Raw genomic sequence first — 18,155 nt, forward strand, 5'->3', positions numbered from 1 at the left:
TCCCCCCGCTGGAGCCTACGAACTGGTCATGGTTCGTAAGTATGAATCATTGCAGGAAGTGCATGGACGCCATTCGCCTGCCGGGCCTGGTGGACGTGCATGTCCATCTGCGCGAACCCGGCTACGAACACAAAGAGACGCTACGCACCGGGACGCAGGCTGCCCTGGCCGGGGGCATTACCACCGTTCTTGAGATGCCCAATACGTCGCCGCCCACGGCGACGCTCGATCTTCTGCGCAACAAGACCCAACGCGCGGCCACCTCGGTGGTTTGCGACGTTGGGTTTTTTCTAGGCGCAACGCGCGATACCGATCCACTCGCCACGGCGGCCGCTGCCCCCCACGCTTGCGGCCTCAAAATTTACGTGAGTGAAACATTCGGCTCTCTGCGCCTGGACGATCTGGCCCAGTTGATGGCCTTTTTTCGAGCCTGGCCCGGCCCTGGGCCGATTGCGGTTCATGCGGAAGGGCTGACGTTGGCGACTTGCCTGGCGCTGGCCCAACTCTACGGCCAACGTCTGCACGTCTGTCATGTCAGCCGGCGCAGTGAGATCGAGCTGATTCGTCGCGCCAAGCAGCACGGCGCTGCGGTCACGTGCGAAGTCACGCCGCATCACCTATGGCTGTGCGAGGACGACCTGCCGCGCCTGGCTACCCGAGGCCAGATGAAGCCTCCCCTGGCCTCGGCGGCCGATCGGGCTGCGCTCTGGGCGCACCTGGATGTGATTGACTGCTTCGCGACGGACCACGCGCCGCATTCCCTGGCCGAAAAGAACAGCCCACAGTCGCCGCCTGGCGTTCCTGGGCTGGAGACAATGCTTCCCTTGCTGCTCACCGCCGTGTACGAGGGGCGCCTGACCCTGGACGACATCATCGCCCGGCTGCACACCAATCCCACGCGCATTTTTCACCTGCCCATCAGCGCCTCCACTTGGGTTGACGTGGATCCCCATGCCGTCTACGACGTGCCCGATCGTGGTTTTCAAACCTTGTGCGACTGGAGTCCGTTCAGTGGCTTCACGGTGCATGGCGCCGTGCGCCAGGTTGCCCTCCGCAACCAGATCGTTTTCGCAGACGGCGCGGTGCGCGCCGCGCCAGGCTGTGGCCGCGTCCTGGCGAACTTATAATCTGTCCGTGAGTTGAGAGGTTCAATCGTGCCGCACTCATCCAATGGCTGGTTCGGCCAGCATGTGTTGTCAGTCAACCAGTTCAACCGCTCCAAGCTAGAGCACATCTTCGAAGTAGCGCACAGTATGCGCTCCATGGTCGAGCGTTTTGGCACCGCCGATATGCTGCACGGCCATGTCTTGGCCAACCTGTTCTACGAGCCAAGCACCCGCACCTCGTCATCCTTCAACGCCGCGATGGTGCGCCTGGGCGGCCGCGTCCTCAGCATCAACGAGGTGGTTTATTCCTCTGTCAGCAAAGGCGAGTCGTTGCCTGACACCGTGCGCACCCTGGAATGTTATGCGGATGTCATCGTTCTGCGTCACCCGGAGGTCGGCGCCGCCGCCACCGCTGCGCGCTACGCCCATGTCCCGATCATCAATGCCGGCGACGGCGTCGGCGAACACCCCACCCAGGCGCTGCTCGATCTCTTTACGATTCAAGAAGAATTGGGCCGCGTGGATGGATTGAAGGTGGCGATGGTCGGCGATCTGAAGTACGGCCGCACTGTCCATTCATTGACGCGCCTGCTGACGCAGTATCATGTGGAGTTGGTATTCGTATCGCCAGACATGCTCAAGCTGCCGCCTGAAATCGTTGCCGAAGTGCACAGCGCCGGCCTCGCCTACCGTGAAACGGACGATATTCATAACATCATTGGCGATGCTGATGTGCTCTACGTCACGCGTGTGCAGAAGGAACGTTTCAGCGACCTGGCGCTCTACGACGTGGTCAAGGAACATTATGTCGTGGATCCGACCTTGATGGCGCGGGCCAAAGAGGAGATGATCGTGATGCACCCCCTCCCGCGTGTCGGCGAGATTGCCTATGCCGTGGATGATGATCCGCGCGCAGCCTATTTCCGCCAGATGCGCAACGGCATGTACATCCGCATGGCGCTGCTGGCCGCCGTTCTGGGTAAAGCGTAGGTAACTATTCAGGCGGCGCGCCGTGGCAAGGCAGCGATTGAAATCGCGCCTGATGGGCGTTCCGCCAGGCGTCCACCTGAGTGGACGCGGCGCCGGTCGGCTCCGGCCGACCTGGCGGCGGCACGCCCTTGCGGCCCGAATTCATTCGGCGGCTGCAGTCGGCGCAGGATGCCTGAATAGTTACAAGCGTAGTGCAAATTGCTCCTTGACCAATGACCCCGTCGTAATCGTGTGCGCAGAAAGGACACCATGATGCCCAACCGACAGAAGACCATCGGTATTTTGACCGGTGGTGGCGATGTTCCAGGCCTGAATCCCGCGCTCAAAACCCTCGTCTACCGCGCGGCCGATGACAACTGCAGCGTGGTCGGTGTACGCCGCGGCTGGGGAGGCCTGTTGCATTACAATCCCAGTGAGCCATCCAGCCGGGAGAACCACATCGTCCCGCTCGATCGTCAAGCCGTGCGCACGGTGGATCGCACCGGCGGCACCTTCCTCCACACCAGCCGCACCAACCCGGCCCGGGTGAGCAACGGCGATGTGCCCGCCTTCTTGCGCGATGCCAATTATGATCCGGCCGCTGATGCCAAGTATGACTTCACGCCGCACGTCTTGTCCAACCTGGAAAAGCTGGGCATTGACGCCCTGATTCCGATTGGCGGCGACGACACCTTGAGCTATGCCGAGCGGCTGCACCGCGAAGGTTTTCCGGTTGTCGCCATTCCCAAAACGATGGACAACGATGTCTACGGCACCGACTACTGCATTGGCTTTTCGACCGCAGTCACGCGCAGCGTCAACTTCATTCACAACCTGCGCACCAGCGCCGGTTCGCACGAGCGTATTGCTGTGGTCGAACTGTTTGGCCGCAACTCCGGTGAGACATCCCTGATTTCTGCCTATTTGGCCGGCGTGGATCGCACGTTGATTTCCGAGGTGCCGTTTGAGGTCCACAAACTAGCGCAGATGGTGACGGCGGACAAGGCGTCCAATCCGAGCAACTACGCCATGGTCACCATCTCCGAGGGCGCCTCGATGCTCGGCGGCGAGGTGATTGAATACGGACAGGAAGACGCTTACGGTCATCGCAAGCTGGGCGGCATCGGCGAGAAGACGGCCGAGGCCTTGCAGGCGCTGACCGGCTCGCATATGATCTATCAGCCGCTCTCGTACCTCATGCGCTCTGGCGCACCCGATTCGCTCGACCTGATGGTCGCCTTCAACTACGCCAATATGGCTATGGACCTGGTGGCCGAAGGCATGTCTGGGCGCATGGTGGCCTTGCAGGGCGGCACTTACACCCACATCCCCATCAGCACCATCATGCAGGGCAAGAAGCGCGTGGACGTGGATGAACTGTATGACATCAGCGAATATCGTCCCAAGGTGCGCCACGTCTTGGGTAAGCCAATGTTCCTATACTAGGCTAGGCCCTTCAGTTTGGTCGCGCGTGTGCGGGTTGTTGGGCAAATTGCCGCGATCGGTGTATCATCAGGTCAATCAACGGTTCATGTGGATTGCTGAGCCATTGTGCAGGTATGACGAAGGCGCCTGCACCGACGCTGCGCAGTTACATTTTTGATCAGGATGATTGCCGATGAATGATTCGCACACGCGCGCCCCTCGTAATCGAACGCTTCACCTTTCAAGCGCGGATGTATCGCGCTTGCTACCGCGTTTACGCCGCATGAGCAACCCAGTCAATCTGCACGAGTGCCTGGACACAACCATCCTCGGCGATGCCATGCAGGTCTTGCCGTGTCTGCCGGCCAGTTCTGTTGATTTGCTGATCCTTGACCCGCCCTATAATCTCACCAAATCATTCAACGGAACTATCTTCAATCGTCTGCCAGCCGCTGATTATGAAGCCTGGATGCGTGATTGGATGCGGCTTTGTCTTAGACTCCTCCGGCCAAGGGCGACAGTCTATTTGTGCTGCGAATGGCAGACGTCTGGAATAGTTCAGAGCGTGCTTGAGGAACACCTGACCGTGCGCAACCGCATTACCTGGGAGCGCGAAAAAGGGCGCGGCGCTCAACATAACTGGAAGAACTGCTCGGAGGACATCTGGTTCTGTACAGTGTCTCAGGATTACTGGTTTGACGTTGAGGCGGTCAAAATCAAACGCCGGGTCCTGGCGCCATATCGAGCCGCAAACGGCGATCCGAAAGATTGGCGCCAGGAGCCGGATGGAGAGTACCGCATCACGCATCCATCCAATCTTTGGACTGACATTTCTGTTCCATTTTGGTCAATGCCAGAAAACACAGAACATCCAACCCAAAAACCCGAGAAACTTATCGCCAAGCTGATGCTCGCTAGTTCAAAACAAGGTGATCTCGTTCTCGACCCATTTGCCGGATCTGGCACCACTGCCGTCGTGGCCAAGAAACTCGGCCGCCACTACATTGGCATTGAAAAAGAGGAGCACTATTGCCTGCTGGCAGAGCGCCGCTTGGAGTTAGCTGAGAACGATAGAAGTATCCAGGGCTACGTGGATGGGTGTTTTTGGGAAAGAAACACCCTCAGTCAACAAGCCAGGGAGCGCGAAAACGCCCTCTTAAATTCGTTCCAGGGCCAGGCAAGCCTTTTTGGAGCAAACAATGAAAAGTAGGCTCTTTCACACCGAGGAGTATCTTGCTGTTCAAGCGCGCGTCGTTGACCTCATCAATCAAAGCCCCGATTTCCTATCCGAGAATACAGCACAAAGCCCACGCGCCGCCGGTGATGCGATTGAAAACATCGTCGCTGCATCCTTCGATACATTGCTCGGCCCCTTGTGTGCTGAGTACTCCGCTAGTTTTGCTCGACGGGCCATGGCCGATCTTGCCTTCAAGGACACGGATGGTCTCTACTACATCGTTGATGTCAAGACCCATCGCGCAGGCACTCACTTCAGCATGCCGAACCTGACCTCGGTCGAACGGTTGACACGTTTCTACGAGGATGACACCAATTTCTTCACATTGTTATTGGTGAGTTATGCCGTGCGTGGACTCAAGTCCGAGGTCTCCGATGTTAAGTTCGTGCCAATCGAGTTTCTGGGCTGGGATTGCCTGACTATCGGCGCGCTCGGTTGGGGTCAGATTCAGATTGCGAACTCGAACTTCGTTTCGATCATCACGGGCTACTCCCGACGACAATGGATGCTGGAACTGTGCGATGTCATGCTAGAGTTTTACCCCAAGGAGATCGCCAAGATTGGGGAGCGAATCGGTCGCTTTGAACGGATACGGGCATTTTGGCAAGCGAAGAAGGAAGCATGATCTGGCATGGCAATTAATTTCTTTAGCAAACTCACGGCCGCGGCCCGCAAGAACGATTCTCTGCTCTGCGTCGGCCTTGACCCCACGCCCGAAGCGACGCCGGCCGCGTTTCGCCAGGCGGCGAACCCGATCCTGGCCTGGAATCAAGCCATCATCAAGGCCACGGCTGACCTGGTGTGCGCCTACAAACCCAACATCGCCTTCTATGAGGCGTTGGATGATGGCCTGGCGACCCTCAAGGCGACGCTGCGCCTGATCCCGCCGGAGATTCCGGTCATTTTGGATGCCAAGCGCGGCGACATCGGCTCCACGGCCAGCGCCTACGCGCACACCATCTTCGACCTATTGGCGGTGGATGCGGTCACGCTCAGTCCCTATCTGGGCGCCGACAGCGTGGCGCCGTTTGCTGAGTACGCAGACCGCGGGCTGTTCATCCTCTGCCACACCTCCAATCCGGGCGCGGCCGCCATCCAGGAACTGCCGACCGGAAGCGGCGCGCCGCTCTATCTGCAGGTGGCGCAGCAGGCGCTGACCTGGTCAAAACACGAGAATATCGGGCTGGTCGTGGGCGCTACGTTTCCGGAGGCGTTGACGGCCGTGCGGCAGGTCGCGCCGCACGCGTGGTTCCTGGCGCCCGGCGTCGGCGCGCAGGGCGGCGACCTGGCCGCGGCCGTGCAGGCCGCCATCCGCCCCGATGAACTGGGAGCCATCATCGCCGTCAGTCGCGCGGTGGCCGGCGCGTCTGACCCGCGCCAGGCGGCCGATGCGCTGCGTGCGGCCATCAACGCGGCTCGCACGGCCATGCCCACGGTCGCGGCCCATCCCGCTGCTCCTGCTGCGGAAGTTGCCCGTCAATCCCTCCTGACCAAGCTCTATCAGCTTGGCGCCATCCGTTTTGGGCAGTTCACCCTGGCCAGCGGCCTGCCTTCGCCGCTCTACATTGATCTGCGTCTGCTGGTCAGCGACCCCTCGCTCCTGCGGCAGGCCGCGGCTGCCTACGCCGCGGCGCTGGCCGGCGTGCCCTATGATCGCCTGGCGGGCGTGCCGTACGCGGCGCTGCCGATCGGCGCGGCGCTGAGCTTGCATGTGGGCAAGCCGCTGCTCTACCCGCGCAAAGAGGTCAAGGCTTATGGTCTGGGCAAAGCCATCGAGGGCGCGTGGCAGCCGGGTGAGCGGGTCGTCGTGGTGGAGGACTTGGTGACCAGCGGCGGCAGCACCCTGAAGACGGTTGAACTGCTGCGCGCGGCCGGCCTGGTGGTGGAAGATGTGGTGGTGTTGATTGATCGTGAGCAAGGCGGCCGCGCCAACCTGGCGGCCGCAGGCCTGAAGCTGCACGCCGTGTTCACCCTGGGCCAGGTGCTGGACAACCTGCACCATGCAGGTCTGCTGGACGCTGCGACCGTGGCCGAGGTGCAGGCCTATCTCGCGCACCAGGCGCCCGAATGAACCGGCCCCTTTGCAGCTTACAGGCGTTGTGTGATCGCCGTCTATGCCTGCAGACCCCGCCGAAGCGACAAGAGTGAGTTTGACGCATGGATGCTCCTGACCTGACCACCGATTTTTGCGGGGTGAGACTGCCCAATCCAATGGTGCTGGCTTCTGGCATCCTGGGCACCAGCGCGGCCTTGATGGCGCGTGTGGCCGCGGGCGGCGCAGGCGCGGTGACAGCCAAATCGTGCAGCCTGGCCCCGCGGGCCGGTCACCCCAATCCCACTGTGCTTGACTGGGGCGCTGGCTTCATCAACGCCGTGGGCCTGGCCAATCCGGGCCTGGAAGAGGAAATTGTGATTCTGCAGGCGACGCGGCAGCGCCTGCAGGAGGCCGGCCAGGGCGTCAAACTGGTGGCTTCCATCTTCGGCACGGCTGTGGAGGATTATGCGGTGTTAGCCGAGCGCATCAACGAGGCGCAGCCTGACCTGCTGGAGGTCAACATTTCGTGCCCCAACGTGCACGACGAACTGGCGCGACCATTTGCCGCCAGCTGCCCGGCCGCGGCCGCCGTCACACGGGCGGTCAAACGCGCGACCGCCATTCCCATTATCGTCAAGCTCTCGCCCAACGTGGCGGATATCGCGGAGATTGCGCACGCCGTGGAGGACGCCGGCGCCGACGCCATTGCGGCGATCAACACCGTCGCGGGCATGGCGATTGACATCCGCGCGCGTCGGCCCATCCTGGCGAACCGCGAGGGCGGCCTGAGCGGCCCGGCCATCAAGCCGGTGGCGGTGCGCTGCATCTACCAGTGCTACCAGGCGGTCAAGATTCCGATCCTGGGCATTGGCGGCGTCAGCAGCGGCGAGGATGCGGCCGAGCTGCTGATGGCCGGCGCGACGCTGGTCGGCGTGGGATCAGCCGTACACAGCCGCGGTGTGGCGGCCTTGGGTCAGGTGCGCGACGAGTTGGTGCAGTTCATGGCTGCCGAGGGCTTTGGCCGCGTGGCTGACCTGGTCGGCCTGGCGCACAGGACCTAGGCGCATGATTCACCACGCCGCTCGCATCACCGAGATCGTTGAGGAAAACTATCGCGTCAAGACCTTCACGCTTGACCTGGCCCTGCCGACTGCGCGACCGGGCCAATTCGCCATGGTCTGGCTGCCCAGTGTGAACGAACGTCCGCTGAGTCTGCTCGATGGCAGCCCGCTGCGCTTTACGGTCGCGCGCGTGGGCGACTTCACCACCGCCCTGCACAACCTGCGCGTGGGCGAGCGGCTGTGGGTGCGCGGGCCGCTGGGCAACGGCTTCACGGTGCGCGGCCGTCACCTGCTCCTGGCCGGCGGCGGTTACGGCGTGGCGCCCATGCACTACGTGGCCCGCGCAGCGCTGACCGCCGGTGCGCAGGTGAGCGTGGTCATCGGGGCGCGCACGGCCGTTGATTTGCTGTTCCTGGATCGTTTTGCCGCGTTGGGTGTCCCGGTCGTCACGACCACGGACGATGGCTCGGCCGGTCTGGCCGGCCTTGTCACCGCCGGGGTTGAGCATCTGCTGGCTGCCACGGCGACGCCGATAGATCAACTCTACGGCTGCGGGCCAGGTCCTATGCTGGCGGCTCTCGAGCGCCTGGCGGCTCAGCGCCACCTGCCCAGTCAGCTCAGCTGGGAAAACAAGATGCGCTGCGGCATCGGCATCTGCGGCACGTGCGAGAAAGAGGGCTGGCTCGTGTGCAGCGAGGGGCCGGTGCGCGTCGCCGCTTAAAGACTGGCGGCTGCGCGGCGCACCGCCGCGGCTGCTTCATCCACCTGCGCATCGGTCATCTCCGGGTAGAGGGGCAGCGAGAGGATTTCCTGCGCGACCTGCTCGGTCACGGGCAGCGCGCCTGGGGCCGCCAGGCGCCGGTAGGCCGGCTGCAAATGAACGGGCGCCGGGTAGTGAATCAGCGCGCCGACGCCCGACGCTTTGAGCGCCTCCTGCAACTCATCGCGGCGGGGATGACGGATCACGTAGAGATGATAGACATGGCTGGCGCCCGGCCGCCGGTGGGGCGTGAGGATGCCGCTGCCCACCAGCAGGCGATCATAGCGGGCCGCCAGCGCCTGGCGCCGTTCGTTCCAGGCCTGCACGTGCGGCAATTTCACGCGCAGCAGCGCGGCCTGCAGTTCGTCCAGGCGGCTGTTCAGCCCATGCTCCTGGCTGATGTAGCGCGCGCCGGCGCGCCAGCCGTACTCGCGCACGCTGCGCACACGGCCGGCCAGCGACTCCTGCGCGCTGACTACCATGCCGCCGTCCCCGGCCGCGCCCAGGTTCTTCGTGGGATAGAAGCTGAAACAGGCCAGGTCGCCCCACGTCCCGACCGGACGGTTTTGATAGCGGGCGCCGGCCGCTTGGGCGCAGTCTTCGATCACCTGCAGGTTGTGCTGCCGCGCAAAGGCCAGAATAGGCGCCAGATCGGCCGCTTGACCGTAAAGGTGCACGGGAATGATGGCTTTGGTGGCTGGCGTCAGCGCCGCGGCCAGCCGGGCTGGGTCCAGCGTATACGTGTCGGCTTTGATGTCTACAAGCACCGGGCGTGCGCCGCAGGCCACGATAGCCGCCACGGTGGCGACGGCCGTGTGCGCCACGGTGATGACCTCATCGCCTGGCCCGCAGCCGCAGGCGAGCAGCGCCAGGTGCAGGGCATCCGTGCCGGAGTTGACGCCGACCGCGAGGCTTGGGCCGGGCAGTCCCAGCCAGGCCGCGAACTCGGCCTCGAACGCGGCTACCTCTGGCCCCAGAATGTACCAGCCCGAACGCAGCACTCGTAGGGCCGCGGCCTCCACATCAGCCGCCAGGGCCGCGTGCTGCGCCTTCAGGTCGTTGAACGGAATTCCCATGCTTGTCACCTCTACCAGTAATGGCTTCCGTGCTGTTCGTAGTAGTCCACCATCCGGCGCAGTCCCTCACGCAGCGGAACCGTCGGCCGCCAGCCTAACGCCGCCTCGATCTTGCTGTAACTGGAAAAGACATCGCCAATGTCAATTTTCTGCCGCTCCGCCGGCCACGGCGCCAGGCGCACCTGGCCGCGTCCGGTGATCTCGACCAGCATCTGCGCCAGGTCGCCCAAGGCCACCGGCTCCAGGCCGCCCAGGTTGAAAACCTGCCCCGCGGCCGCCGGGTTGGCGCCGGCGAGCAGAAAAGCATTCACCACATCATCCACATAGGTCAGATCGCGGCGCTGACGGCCGTCGCCGTAGACTTGAATCTCGCGCCCTTCCAACGCCAGGCGCACAAACCAGGCGACGAAACCTTGCCGATTGTGGCGCAGCAGCTGGCGCGGGCCGTAGGTGTTGGTCAGGCGCAACGAGCTGGCAGCCAGGCCGTAGACCTGGTGATAGATGATGTGATACCACTCGCCCGCCAGTTTGTTGACCCCATTGACATCCGTGGGGTGCTGCAAATGTCGTTCGTCCAGCGGCAGATAATCGGGCTTGCCGTACTGCTGGCGCGTGCCCGCGTAGACGATCTTGATCGCCGGGTTGTGCAGGCGGCAGGCTTCCAAAATACTCAACTGGCTGCGCGTGTTGATCTCTAAGTCGGTGAACGGGTCGCTCATCGAGTCGAGATGGCTGACCTGACCGGCCAGGTTGAAGAGAAAATCATGCCCCGGTACGAGCGCGTTCATAGCGTGGGCATCGCGCACATCGGCCAGGTTGACATGCACGCGTTGGCGCACCGGTTCGATATTGAACCAATTGCCGCCGTAGGCTGGAATAAGCGAATCCACCAACGTGACCGCAGCGCCCAGGTCCACCAGGCGCAGGGCCAGGTTGGAACCGATGAAGCCCAGACCGCCGGTGACGAGGACGCGCGCGCCAGCGTAGGCCTGCGTGAAATCAAGGGGAGCGGAGTGGGCCAACTGGCCGTGATCTGTCATGCTAACCTCACTTCGAGCGGCGGACGGTCATTGTTCCCACCGCCGCCTCGTCGCCGCCGCTGGCAAGCGGCAGGCGTTCGCCGGTTACAGGGTTGTAGATGCCGAGCACGAGTCTGTACTGACCCGGCGCCAGGGCCGCGGGCAGCTCCAGGTTGCGGCGGTCTGCGCCCGGCTGTCCGGGCGCCCAGGCGCTGAAAGGCCGCGGGCCGAACCACACCGGTTGGCCGTCGGCCTGCGCCGCGTTGTGGCCGGTCGCGTCGCGCAGATGCACGAACGCGCTGACATCCGCCGCGTCTGGCGCGGCCAGCTGCCAGGTCAGCGTCAACGGCAGGGTGATGGTGACGCCCTGCGCGGTGAATGTGGACGGCAGGCCGGCGATGCGCTGCAGATCGCCCCAGGCCGCGCCGGCGACCGTTTTCCAGGCAGCAATGGGGGGCGTCTGCGCGGCTGTCGGCTGGTCGTCAGCCAGGGGAGCCAGGCTGCGTCCCCGGCGGCGCACGGCCGCCAGGCGCGCCCAGGTCTCCTGTTCGAACGACGTGTCGGCGCCCTGCACGCGCCAGCGCCGCGCCACATCGCTCCATGCATCGCCCTGGAAAACGCCGACAGCCGGCGCCCAGGCGTCAGGCAGGTACCAGGGCAGGGTCTCGACCAGGATCACTTCGCCTGGCTGCCAACGAGATGGTGGATACCAGAGCGTCGCCACGGCCGGACGCTGGGCAGGGTCATCGGCCAGGCTGCCGTCTGGCGCGACGGCAAACGGCCACACGTGCAGATCGAGCGGCAGCGGGGCCTGCGCCTGCCAGACACTGCGCCAGCGCGTCAGCCCCCACTTGCCGTCGTCCACCAGGTCGTAGCCCTGCATGGTCAGGCGGTCGCCGAAGGTGAGCGGCGCGGCGCGTCCCGGCGGCGCGATCAGCAAGCCGCTGCGCGCGGCGCGGGCAAAATCAAAGAACGCGTCGGGCAGGGCGCACTGCGCAAAAGCCGCGGCGTCAGCGCCGCGCGCGCAGGCCGAACCGCGACCAGTCCTTTGCAGAAGGACATAGCCGTCCGCGGCGTCAAGCACCTGCCAGCCCTTCTCCACCAGGTTCAGCACGGCCGCTTGAATCTCGGCCGGGTGGCGGTCGGTGGCCCCGGTCACGTCTACCAGCGCCCAGGTCGCCTCGCCAATGATGGGAAACTTGAACAGCTTCTCGCGATGGCTGAAGTGCGGATAGAGGGCCGTCGTCACGCTGCCGGGCGCCGCCGCAGGAACCTGCGCGGCAAAGCGGCTGAGCAGGCGCGCGTGCGGCGTCACCTCCGGCCAGCGGAACTCGCGGCCGAGCGGCGTGTAGCCCGCCGCGAGTTGACAAGCGAATGCCCAGACCAACAGCCAGACCAGGGCTGCGCGCGCGGTCCAGGCGCGGACGGCCAGCAGGCGGCGCACGCCAATCACGGCAGCCAGCGCCACGTAGGGGATGAGCGGCGCCGAATAATGGAATTCGCCGCTGAACTGAGCCGGGTACGCGCTGAACAGGTTGGCGAGCAGGAGGGGCGCGCTGAGCAGCAGAATCTCCGGCGCCAGCAGGCTGAGGAAGCCAAACGGCGCCAGCAGTCCGGCCAGGTAAGCCAGGCGCGGGGCCTCGGTGGCGATGCGCCAGACCAGGGCTGGCTGCGTGAAGAAACTCTTGACGATGGCGAGCGGTGAATCGCCGAGCGCGCCGTAGCGTGCAAAGTAGACCGATTGCTGCACGCCGTAGACCTGCGCCGCGTAGTGCGGAATGATGACAAAGGTCGCCAGGTAGAACCAGCCCAGGCTGAGGAGCATCACCAGCAGGCCGGCCGTCGCCGCGGAGAGGCGGGGCAGGCGGAAGTGCGCAGCGAGCGCGTTTGGCGCCTGATCGTCTTGAGTGCGCCGCGCCAGCCAGACCTGGCTGAGGACAAACAGCCCCAGCATGAAGGCCAGCAGCGCAGCTTCTTCTTTGACGCTTAGCAGCAGCAGGCAGGCCACGACGAACCCCCACCAGTGCCGGCGCTGCTGGCACCAGAAGGCCAGCAGAATGGGCGTCGCGGCAAAGGGGATGGCGTGAAACTCCGCCAGGTTGGCGGCCTGCAGCGCGGGAAAGAGCAGGTACGCCAGGGCGAGCACGAACGGCAGCCAGGCCGCCAGCCCGCCGGTTGATGGCCGCAGGAGGGCGCGGGCGAGGGCAAAGAGGATCAGGGCGCCGCTGCCTAGCGCGACCGTTTGCAGAATCAACAGGGCGCGCACGTCATTCCACACATAGAACACGAGCGAAATGGGCAGGAAGATCGGTTCCACATGGTCGGTCAGGCGCGTGCTGACATAATCGTCTTTGATTTCCTGCACGAAACGTCCCTGGCTCGTGTTCCAGATCGCCAGGTCCATCTGTCCCAGGTCGGCCATGTGGGTGCCCAGCGCCTCATGCGGCCGGATGGAGAGGACCGAGAAGCCGACCACATAGAACAGGAACGCCAGGAGCACGGCTATGCGCGCAGGATCGCTCGCCAGGCGCCGGCGTGCGGCCGCCAGCGGCGCCGCCGATGGACGGGAGCTCATGTCAGGCGATAACCGCCTGGCCTGCGCCCATCGCCAGCCTGCGGCCGCCAACGCGCCGCCGATCTCACCGATGACCATCCACAAGCGTGCGACGATGGCGATGATGGCGGGCAGGGGCGCACGGAACACGACCTGCAGCAGAAGAATAAGGACGCCTTCGCGCACACCCAGACCGCTGGGTGTGAGCAAGCTCAGGTAGCCGAGGACATAGGCCGCCGCATAACCGGCGATTAGCCAGGGCGTCTGCGTCCACGCGACTGGGGCCAGTCCACGCACCAGCGCGCTGAAGCCGAGGCCAAAGCCAAGCCAGACGAGGCCGTAGGCGAGCAGCAGGCGCGCCAGGTCGGACACGGTCAGCGTAATGCGCAGCGGCGGCCGTTTGAGCCAGGTCAGCACGCGGTTCAAGGTCGCTTCCAGCACGCGGGGATGGAGGAAGATCAAACCGAGCGGCGCCAGCCAGAGCGCCAGGCGTAGGCGGTCGAACCAGGCGCCATGGCCGGCCAGGCCAAAGTAGACGGCAGCCAGGAGCAGCCCGGCCAGGGTGGAAATGGCCTGGTGCAGGGCGATGCTGGTGAAGGTGACGGCGCGCGGGATGCCGTGTTGGGCCGCCATTTCGCTCATGCCCAGGAACTGCCAGACGTTGCCGGGAATATAGCGGATGATGTTGGACAGAAACCAGATGCGAGCCGCCTCGCCGTAGCGCAACGATCCACCGAGTCGCCCCAGGATGAAGCGCCACTGGTTGAGTTCCAGCAGCCAGGTGAGCCACAGCAAGGCGAGAGCCAGCAGCAGCCAGCCAATTTGGATCTGCCACGGATACGCCTGCAGCTGCCGCCACTGGGTGGCAATCAGCGCGCCTAGAAACACGAGAGCCAGCACAAAGACGCCCGCTTGCAGCCAGGGGCGCAGGCGCGTCATCAGTCTGCGCGGCCCTGGTTGGGGCGGGGACGGAAAGAAACCAGGTTCCGCGGCTGGAACCTGGTTTCCGGTGGCTGAAGTTGGCGGCTGACTCATGACGGCCAGTATAACACCGCGCTGACGCCGTCACCAAATTGAACGGGGAATGGTTTTCGACTACTGACCTGGCGTTTGGCGCATGGGCATGGTGACGAACGTGACGCCCAGGTATGGTTTGGCCGCATCGTCTGGATGCTGACCCAGCGTGACGGTGACCGTTTGGTCTTCGGCGCCGCGGCGCAAGGTGAGCTTGGCCTGGTCGCCTGGTTTGTAGGCCGCAATGGCGTCGCCCAAGGTGAAGTCCTGGCTGAGCGGCTTCCCATCCACGGCGGTGATCAGATCGCCCATCTGGATGCCGGCGGTGGCGGCCGGGCCGCCAGCCGTCACAGCGTGAATCAGCGCGCCGTTCATGCCCATCACGCCAGGGCTCATCGGCATCTGATCATCTGGCATTCCAGGCATGTTGGGCATGCCGGGCATGTTGGGCATGCCGGGCATCATCGGAATCTGCTGATTGGGCTGCTGCGGCGCGGCGAGCGCTGGCGAGCGCAAATCAGCGCCCCTTTGCTGCCTTTGTGCAATCATGTAGCCGGCCGCGCCGCCGATGGCGACCGACACAGCGGCCACCAGGCAGAGTGCGATCACGGCTACGACCGCGATCAGCACGATCCTGTTACGCGAACTACTATTTTCGTTCATGTTAATCTCCTCTTGAAGCATCTCCCGCGGCTGTGGCGGGAACCGGAATCATCGTGTGGGCGTCATGGCTGCTGTTTGTCTATCCGCAGGCCAGCCAGCCTGCACATGGCCGGATTTGCCGAATGGCCCACCGTCCACTATACTCAACGCCCATGACACATGTCAGCGATTGGTTTCGCTCTCTCAATTTGCACGGCGGCCGCTTAATCCAGGCCGTCTCTGGCCCACAGCGCCGCCTGGTCGTCGCCCTGCTTAGCCTGGCCCTGCTCCTGCTCGGCGCGTTGACCCCCGCGGCCCAGGCGGATCCGCACGGCTGCACCGGCGCGGACGTCAACGCCAACTGCAATTTCAACAACTTCTACTCGTCGCCGTACGGCTCCGTGCCTGATGGCTGGACGCCCTTCGTGCTTAGCGGTTCGCCCGCGTTCGTGGAGGCGGTGGACACCTACTTCGGTCCGCCCTCCTTGCAGATCTGGTCCGACGGCGGCACGTTCCAGGCCGGTATCTTCCAACAAGTGCGCAATCTTACGCCTGGCGCCACCTACCTGGCGTCGGTGGGGTGGGCGGCGGCCAATGAGCCGAACGCCTTTGGCCGCAAGCTGGGGCTTGACCCCACCGGCGGCACCGACCCGACGGCGCCCACAGTGATCTGGGGCACGATGCACTATGGGCCAGGGCGTTTCGGCAACTATTCTACACCCGGCGATCCCAACCTGGATGTACGCGCCGCTGCCAAAGGCGACACCATGACGCTCTTCTTCTTGGTAGACCACAATTACAGCACGGGCGTCAACCTGATCTTCGTGGATGCCATCAGCCTGGTGCGCGATGAGAGCCAACCGGTGGCGCCGGCCGAGCCGCCAACGGCGACGCCGCGCCCTGCGCCCCGGTCCGCGGCTCGGCCCCTGGCAAGGCCAACCAGCGCCCCCACGTCTACAGATACGCCTTCACCCACGGCAACGCCCTCCGCAACGGTCACGGCAACCGCCACGCATACCCCTTCACCCACGGCAACGCCCACGGATACGTCTACGCCTAGCGCGACGCCCACCGCCACGCGCCTGCCACGCGCTACGGCGACGCCCACGGCCGCACCTGCCGGGTTGAGCGGCCTCGCCCGCGCGCATCGTCCCTTGCTGCTGCCCGTTGGTTTCACCGCCCTGTTCGGATCGGTCGGCCTCGGCGGCGTGCTCAAACGCCGTCGCGCGCGGCGCTACTTCTGATCTACACGCCTTCCACGTACTGCTGGACTATCTTGGCAAATTCAAGCAGATCATCTAACCCAGAGACGATCACGGCCTGCACAATGCGGATGTCCATCTTGGTGTATTGGTGAACCAGCGTGTTGCGAAACGCCACCATTTTTATCAAACGATCCAGTAAGCGATCATCAATGATGCGCTGCGTGTATAGTAATCGGAAACTGTCCCGGCTGGACGAGGGAATTCCGAGCTTGTACATCCTGATGACGAAGTTTGCCAGGTCAATCGCAGTCTCACAGCCTCTGAGAACGTTTAGCAGCGCGGCGTCCTGGTGAGAGTAGTTCGCGGCGAAGCCAGCGCGGTCGGCTTCGTATTCGTCTCTCGCGCGTTGGACGCAGCGCTGAATGCTTTGGATCTTGTTGGTGACGACATCGTTCATACGGCGTAGGCCTTTCCGGTTTTGCGGAACTCCTCAAGAATCGCGGCGCGCTCCTCGTTCAGTTTTTGGTAAAAGGAAAGCGTCAGCATCTCAAATTCGCCCACCGCGTTGTCGTCTGCCACATAGATTCGACGCCCTGAGGTGACGATCTCGTGTTGGAAAACGGTCTCCACCTCCCGCAGATTGACCAGATCAACCGATTTGTCCAGGGCGGCTTCCAGGTCGTAATGGCAAGGCGTCAGCATCAAATACGGCTGCTGATGAGCCTCTTGATAGGGCAGCAACACGGCAATATCCACATCGCTCGTGGGCCATTCGTCGGCGGTGCCATACGTCCCAAAAAGATAGATCGCCTGCGTCGTGGGGAAGTATTGCAGAATGATGCGCACAATCCTATCGTATTTGTTCACTTCTGCATCTCCCCGCGTGTCATCACATCCTTGCCGGCGATTTCCATGCTTCTGACCGCCCACCTGCGGCGCAACAAGCGCACTCTTACTTCACATAAATCGGATTACTGAAAACCCAGCCGCGGGCTTTGCCCCAGGCGCGGCGCCAGGCCTCCACGCGGTAGATGCCCGGCTGATGCGACGCGTAGCGCAGACTGGCGCCGCGCGTCTGTGCAATCACCTGACCGTTGCGCAGCAGCTTGATGTGCGCCTGGCCGGGGGTGTTGATCTCAAAGCGCACCAACTGCCCGTTGGCCGCCAGGGCGTCGCCCATGATGGCGGACTCCTGGCCATTGTTGGCCGTGAAGCGAAAACCGCGCGTCGCGCCGGGCAGGTCATAACCCACCCAGGCGTGACCCGCGCGCAGCGCGTCGTAGATCAACGCCCGGTCATGCGCCGCCTCGCCGGTGAGCGGCTCCGTCACCAGCAGGTGCGTGTTGACCGCGGCGAAGCAATCCTGGTACGACAGAAACAGCCGCTGCAGCGGCCCGAGGTGATACGTATGCGCGTGCGCATCGGAGCCGCCGATGGCGACGATGGGCTGCGGCCGCGTGGTCAGCAGCTCGTCCCATTTCGCCAGCATCTCCGGCCACGGCCCGGTGGTGAAGAAGTGCGGCAGAAACAGCAGGGGTACGGCCGACGGCTTGCTCTTCGCATAATAGCGAAACTCCGACATAAAATTCCACAGTTCGATGCCGGTGAAACCACTGACCTCCCAGTTACGCCATTCGTAGGTGTCGGGCATGAGGGGCGAAGGGCGTTCAATGGGGTGGGCCAGGAAGGTGAGCGCGCCCTGGCGCTGCGCGGCCTCGATCAACCCCTGCGGCGTCGATGCATGCGGCGTCACGTCGCTTTGCACGCCAAATACCAGGCAGTGATTACCCTCGGGCTGCAAGTTGGCGTCATTGACCTCTTCGCCTACCAGCAGCAGGACACGGTCGCGCCAGCCTTCTTCTTGCGAAACCAGGACATTATGATCCGTGGCAATGATGAAATCGAGGCGCCTCGCCTGCGCCGCCGCCGCCAGGTCCTGATGGGTACCGGCGCCGTCCGAGTGAACGGTGTGCATGTGCAGGTTGCCCACCAACTCATGCCATTCCGCCCCGGGCCGGGTTGCACTCATGTCGCTCACAATTCCCTCCTGCG

Annotated in this window: 16 protein-coding genes; 9 read left to right on the top strand and 7 right to left on the bottom strand. The window is 63.8% G+C overall.

Annotated features, from left to right (window positions below):
- Nucleotides 1–62: 62 nt before the first annotated feature.
- From ACPQ6D_RS11965 to ACPQ6D_RS12000, 8 genes are all read left to right on the top strand, one after another.
- Nucleotides 63–1,127 carry an amidohydrolase family protein gene (locus ACPQ6D_RS11965; RefSeq protein ID WP_423224553.1) on the top strand — a complete coding sequence of 355 codons (1,065 nt, stop codon included), beginning with the start codon at nucleotides 63–65 and terminating at the stop codon, nucleotides 1,125–1,127.
- 27 nt (nucleotides 1,128–1,154) lie between these two features.
- Entirely contained in the window at nucleotides 1,155–2,096 is a 942-nt protein-coding gene (gene pyrB, locus ACPQ6D_RS11970; protein WP_423224554.1) for an aspartate carbamoyltransferase, read from the top strand.
- A 252-nt stretch (nucleotides 2,097–2,348) separates the two neighbouring features.
- Nucleotides 2,349–3,521: a 6-phosphofructokinase gene (locus tag ACPQ6D_RS11975; protein WP_423224587.1), complete on the top strand. Its 1,173-nt coding sequence runs from the start codon at nucleotides 2,349–2,351 to the stop codon at nucleotides 3,519–3,521.
- Between the two features lie 172 nt (nucleotides 3,522–3,693).
- A complete protein-coding gene (locus ACPQ6D_RS11980; protein WP_423224555.1) occupies nucleotides 3,694–4,710 on the top strand; it encodes a DNA-methyltransferase in 1,017 nt (338 codons plus the stop codon).
- Nucleotides 4,700–5,362, top strand: coding sequence for a hypothetical protein (locus ACPQ6D_RS11985; RefSeq protein ID WP_423224556.1), 663 nt, complete (start codon nucleotides 4,700–4,702; stop codon nucleotides 5,360–5,362). The genes ACPQ6D_RS11980 and ACPQ6D_RS11985 overlap by 11 nt, the downstream gene beginning before the upstream one ends.
- 6 nt (nucleotides 5,363–5,368) lie before the next feature.
- Nucleotides 5,369–6,808 carry an orotidine-5'-phosphate decarboxylase gene (gene pyrF, locus ACPQ6D_RS11990; RefSeq protein ID WP_423224557.1) on the top strand — a complete coding sequence of 480 codons (1,440 nt, stop codon included), beginning with the start codon at nucleotides 5,369–5,371 and terminating at the stop codon, nucleotides 6,806–6,808.
- Nucleotides 6,809–6,894: 86 nt separating this feature from the next.
- Nucleotides 6,895–7,833, top strand: coding sequence for a dihydroorotate dehydrogenase (locus ACPQ6D_RS11995; RefSeq protein ID WP_423224558.1), 939 nt, complete (start codon nucleotides 6,895–6,897; stop codon nucleotides 7,831–7,833).
- Nucleotides 7,834–7,837: 4 nt separating this feature from the next.
- Nucleotides 7,838–8,554 (top strand): dihydroorotate dehydrogenase electron transfer subunit, encoded by a 717-nt coding sequence (locus ACPQ6D_RS12000; RefSeq protein WP_423224559.1) that lies wholly within the window; start codon nucleotides 7,838–7,840, stop codon nucleotides 8,552–8,554.
- Here ACPQ6D_RS12000 and ACPQ6D_RS12005 read toward each other — a convergent pair.
- From ACPQ6D_RS12005 to ACPQ6D_RS12020, 4 genes are all read right to left on the bottom strand, one after another.
- Entirely contained in the window at nucleotides 8,551–9,669 is a 1,119-nt protein-coding gene (locus ACPQ6D_RS12005) for a DegT/DnrJ/EryC1/StrS family aminotransferase (protein ID WP_423224560.1), read from the bottom strand. The genes ACPQ6D_RS12000 and ACPQ6D_RS12005 overlap by 4 nt on opposite strands.
- An 11-nt stretch (nucleotides 9,670–9,680) precedes the next feature.
- A complete protein-coding gene (locus ACPQ6D_RS12010) occupies nucleotides 9,681–10,709 on the bottom strand; it encodes an NAD-dependent epimerase/dehydratase family protein (RefSeq protein WP_423224561.1) in 1,029 nt (342 codons plus the stop codon).
- A gap of 7 nt (nucleotides 10,710–10,716) precedes the next feature.
- The gene (locus ACPQ6D_RS12015; protein WP_423224562.1) at nucleotides 10,717–14,181 is read right to left on the bottom strand and encodes a DUF2079 domain-containing protein; all 3,465 of its coding nucleotides are present in this window, start codon (nucleotides 14,179–14,181) and stop codon (nucleotides 10,717–10,719) included.
- A 156-nt stretch (nucleotides 14,182–14,337) separates the two neighbouring features.
- The gene (locus tag ACPQ6D_RS12020; protein WP_423224563.1) at nucleotides 14,338–14,919 is read right to left on the bottom strand and encodes a PDZ domain-containing protein; all 582 of its coding nucleotides are present in this window, start codon (nucleotides 14,917–14,919) and stop codon (nucleotides 14,338–14,340) included.
- Nucleotides 14,920–15,041: 122 nt separating this feature from the next.
- On the opposite strand from ACPQ6D_RS12020, the gene ACPQ6D_RS12025 reads away from it, so the two are divergent.
- A complete protein-coding gene (locus ACPQ6D_RS12025; RefSeq protein ID WP_423224564.1) occupies nucleotides 15,042–16,142 on the top strand; it encodes a hypothetical protein in 1,101 nt (366 codons plus the stop codon).
- 1 nt (nucleotide 16,143) lies between these two features.
- Here the strand turns inward: ACPQ6D_RS12025 and hepT are convergent, their stop codons facing one another.
- The 3 genes from hepT to ACPQ6D_RS12040 all read right to left on the bottom strand — a co-directional run bounded on the left by hepT (nucleotide 16,144) and on the right by ACPQ6D_RS12040 (nucleotide 18,132).
- Nucleotides 16,144–16,560, bottom strand: a complete 417-nt coding sequence (hepT, locus tag ACPQ6D_RS12030) for a type VII toxin-antitoxin system HepT family RNase toxin (RefSeq protein WP_423224565.1) — start codon at nucleotides 16,558–16,560, stop codon at nucleotides 16,144–16,146.
- Nucleotides 16,557–16,970, bottom strand: coding sequence for a type VII toxin-antitoxin system MntA family adenylyltransferase antitoxin (mntA, locus tag ACPQ6D_RS12035; RefSeq protein WP_423224566.1), 414 nt, complete (start codon nucleotides 16,968–16,970; stop codon nucleotides 16,557–16,559). The genes hepT and mntA overlap by 4 nt, the downstream gene beginning before the upstream one ends.
- Before the next feature lie 85 nt (nucleotides 16,971–17,055).
- Nucleotides 17,056–18,132, bottom strand: coding sequence for a CehA/McbA family metallohydrolase (locus ACPQ6D_RS12040; protein ID WP_423224567.1), 1,077 nt, complete (start codon nucleotides 18,130–18,132; stop codon nucleotides 17,056–17,058).
- Between the last annotated feature and the right edge of the window lie 23 nt (nucleotides 18,133–18,155).

This window comes from Candidatus Amarolinea aalborgensis (genome assembly GCF_900491745.1).
Taxonomy (GTDB): Bacteria; Chloroflexota; Anaerolineae; order SSC4; family Amarolineaceae; genus Amarolinea; species Amarolinea aalborgensis.

Excerpts from the sequence above, each read along its gene's own strand:
- ACPQ6D_RS11965 (WP_423224553.1), top strand. The coding sequence starts at position 63 with ATGGACGCCATTCGCCTGCCGGGCCTGGTGGACGTGCATGTCCATCTG.
- ACPQ6D_RS11975 (WP_423224587.1), top strand. The coding sequence starts at position 2,349 with ATGCCCAACCGACAGAAGACCATCGGTATTTTGACCGGTGGTGGCGAT.
- ACPQ6D_RS11980 (WP_423224555.1), top strand. The coding sequence starts at position 3,694 with ATGAATGATTCGCACACGCGCGCCCCTCGTAATCGAACGCTTCACCTT.
- ACPQ6D_RS11985 (WP_423224556.1), top strand. The coding sequence starts at position 4,700 with ATGAAAAGTAGGCTCTTTCACACCGAGGAGTATCTTGCTGTTCAAGCG.
- pyrF (WP_423224557.1), top strand. The coding sequence starts at position 5,369 with ATGGCAATTAATTTCTTTAGCAAACTCACGGCCGCGGCCCGCAAGAAC.
- ACPQ6D_RS11995 (WP_423224558.1), top strand. The coding sequence starts at position 6,895 with ATGGATGCTCCTGACCTGACCACCGATTTTTGCGGGGTGAGACTGCCC.
- ACPQ6D_RS12000 (WP_423224559.1), top strand. The coding sequence starts at position 7,838 with ATGATTCACCACGCCGCTCGCATCACCGAGATCGTTGAGGAAAACTAT.
- ACPQ6D_RS12005 (WP_423224560.1), bottom strand. The coding sequence starts at position 9,669 with ATGGGAATTCCGTTCAACGACCTGAAGGCGCAGCACGCGGCCCTGGCG.
- ACPQ6D_RS12010 (WP_423224561.1), bottom strand. The coding sequence starts at position 10,709 with ATGACAGATCACGGCCAGTTGGCCCACTCCGCTCCCCTTGATTTCACG.
- ACPQ6D_RS12015 (WP_423224562.1), bottom strand. The coding sequence starts at position 14,181 with ATGACGCGCCTGCGCCCCTGGCTGCAAGCGGGCGTCTTTGTGCTGGCT.
- ACPQ6D_RS12020 (WP_423224563.1), bottom strand. The coding sequence starts at position 14,919 with ATGAACGAAAATAGTAGTTCGCGTAACAGGATCGTGCTGATCGCGGTC.
- ACPQ6D_RS12025 (WP_423224564.1), top strand. The coding sequence starts at position 15,042 with ATGGCCCACCGTCCACTATACTCAACGCCCATGACACATGTCAGCGAT.
- hepT (WP_423224565.1), bottom strand. The coding sequence starts at position 16,560 with ATGAACGATGTCGTCACCAACAAGATCCAAAGCATTCAGCGCTGCGTC.
- ACPQ6D_RS12040 (WP_423224567.1), bottom strand. The coding sequence starts at position 18,132 with ATGAGTGCAACCCGGCCCGGGGCGGAATGGCATGAGTTGGTGGGCAAC.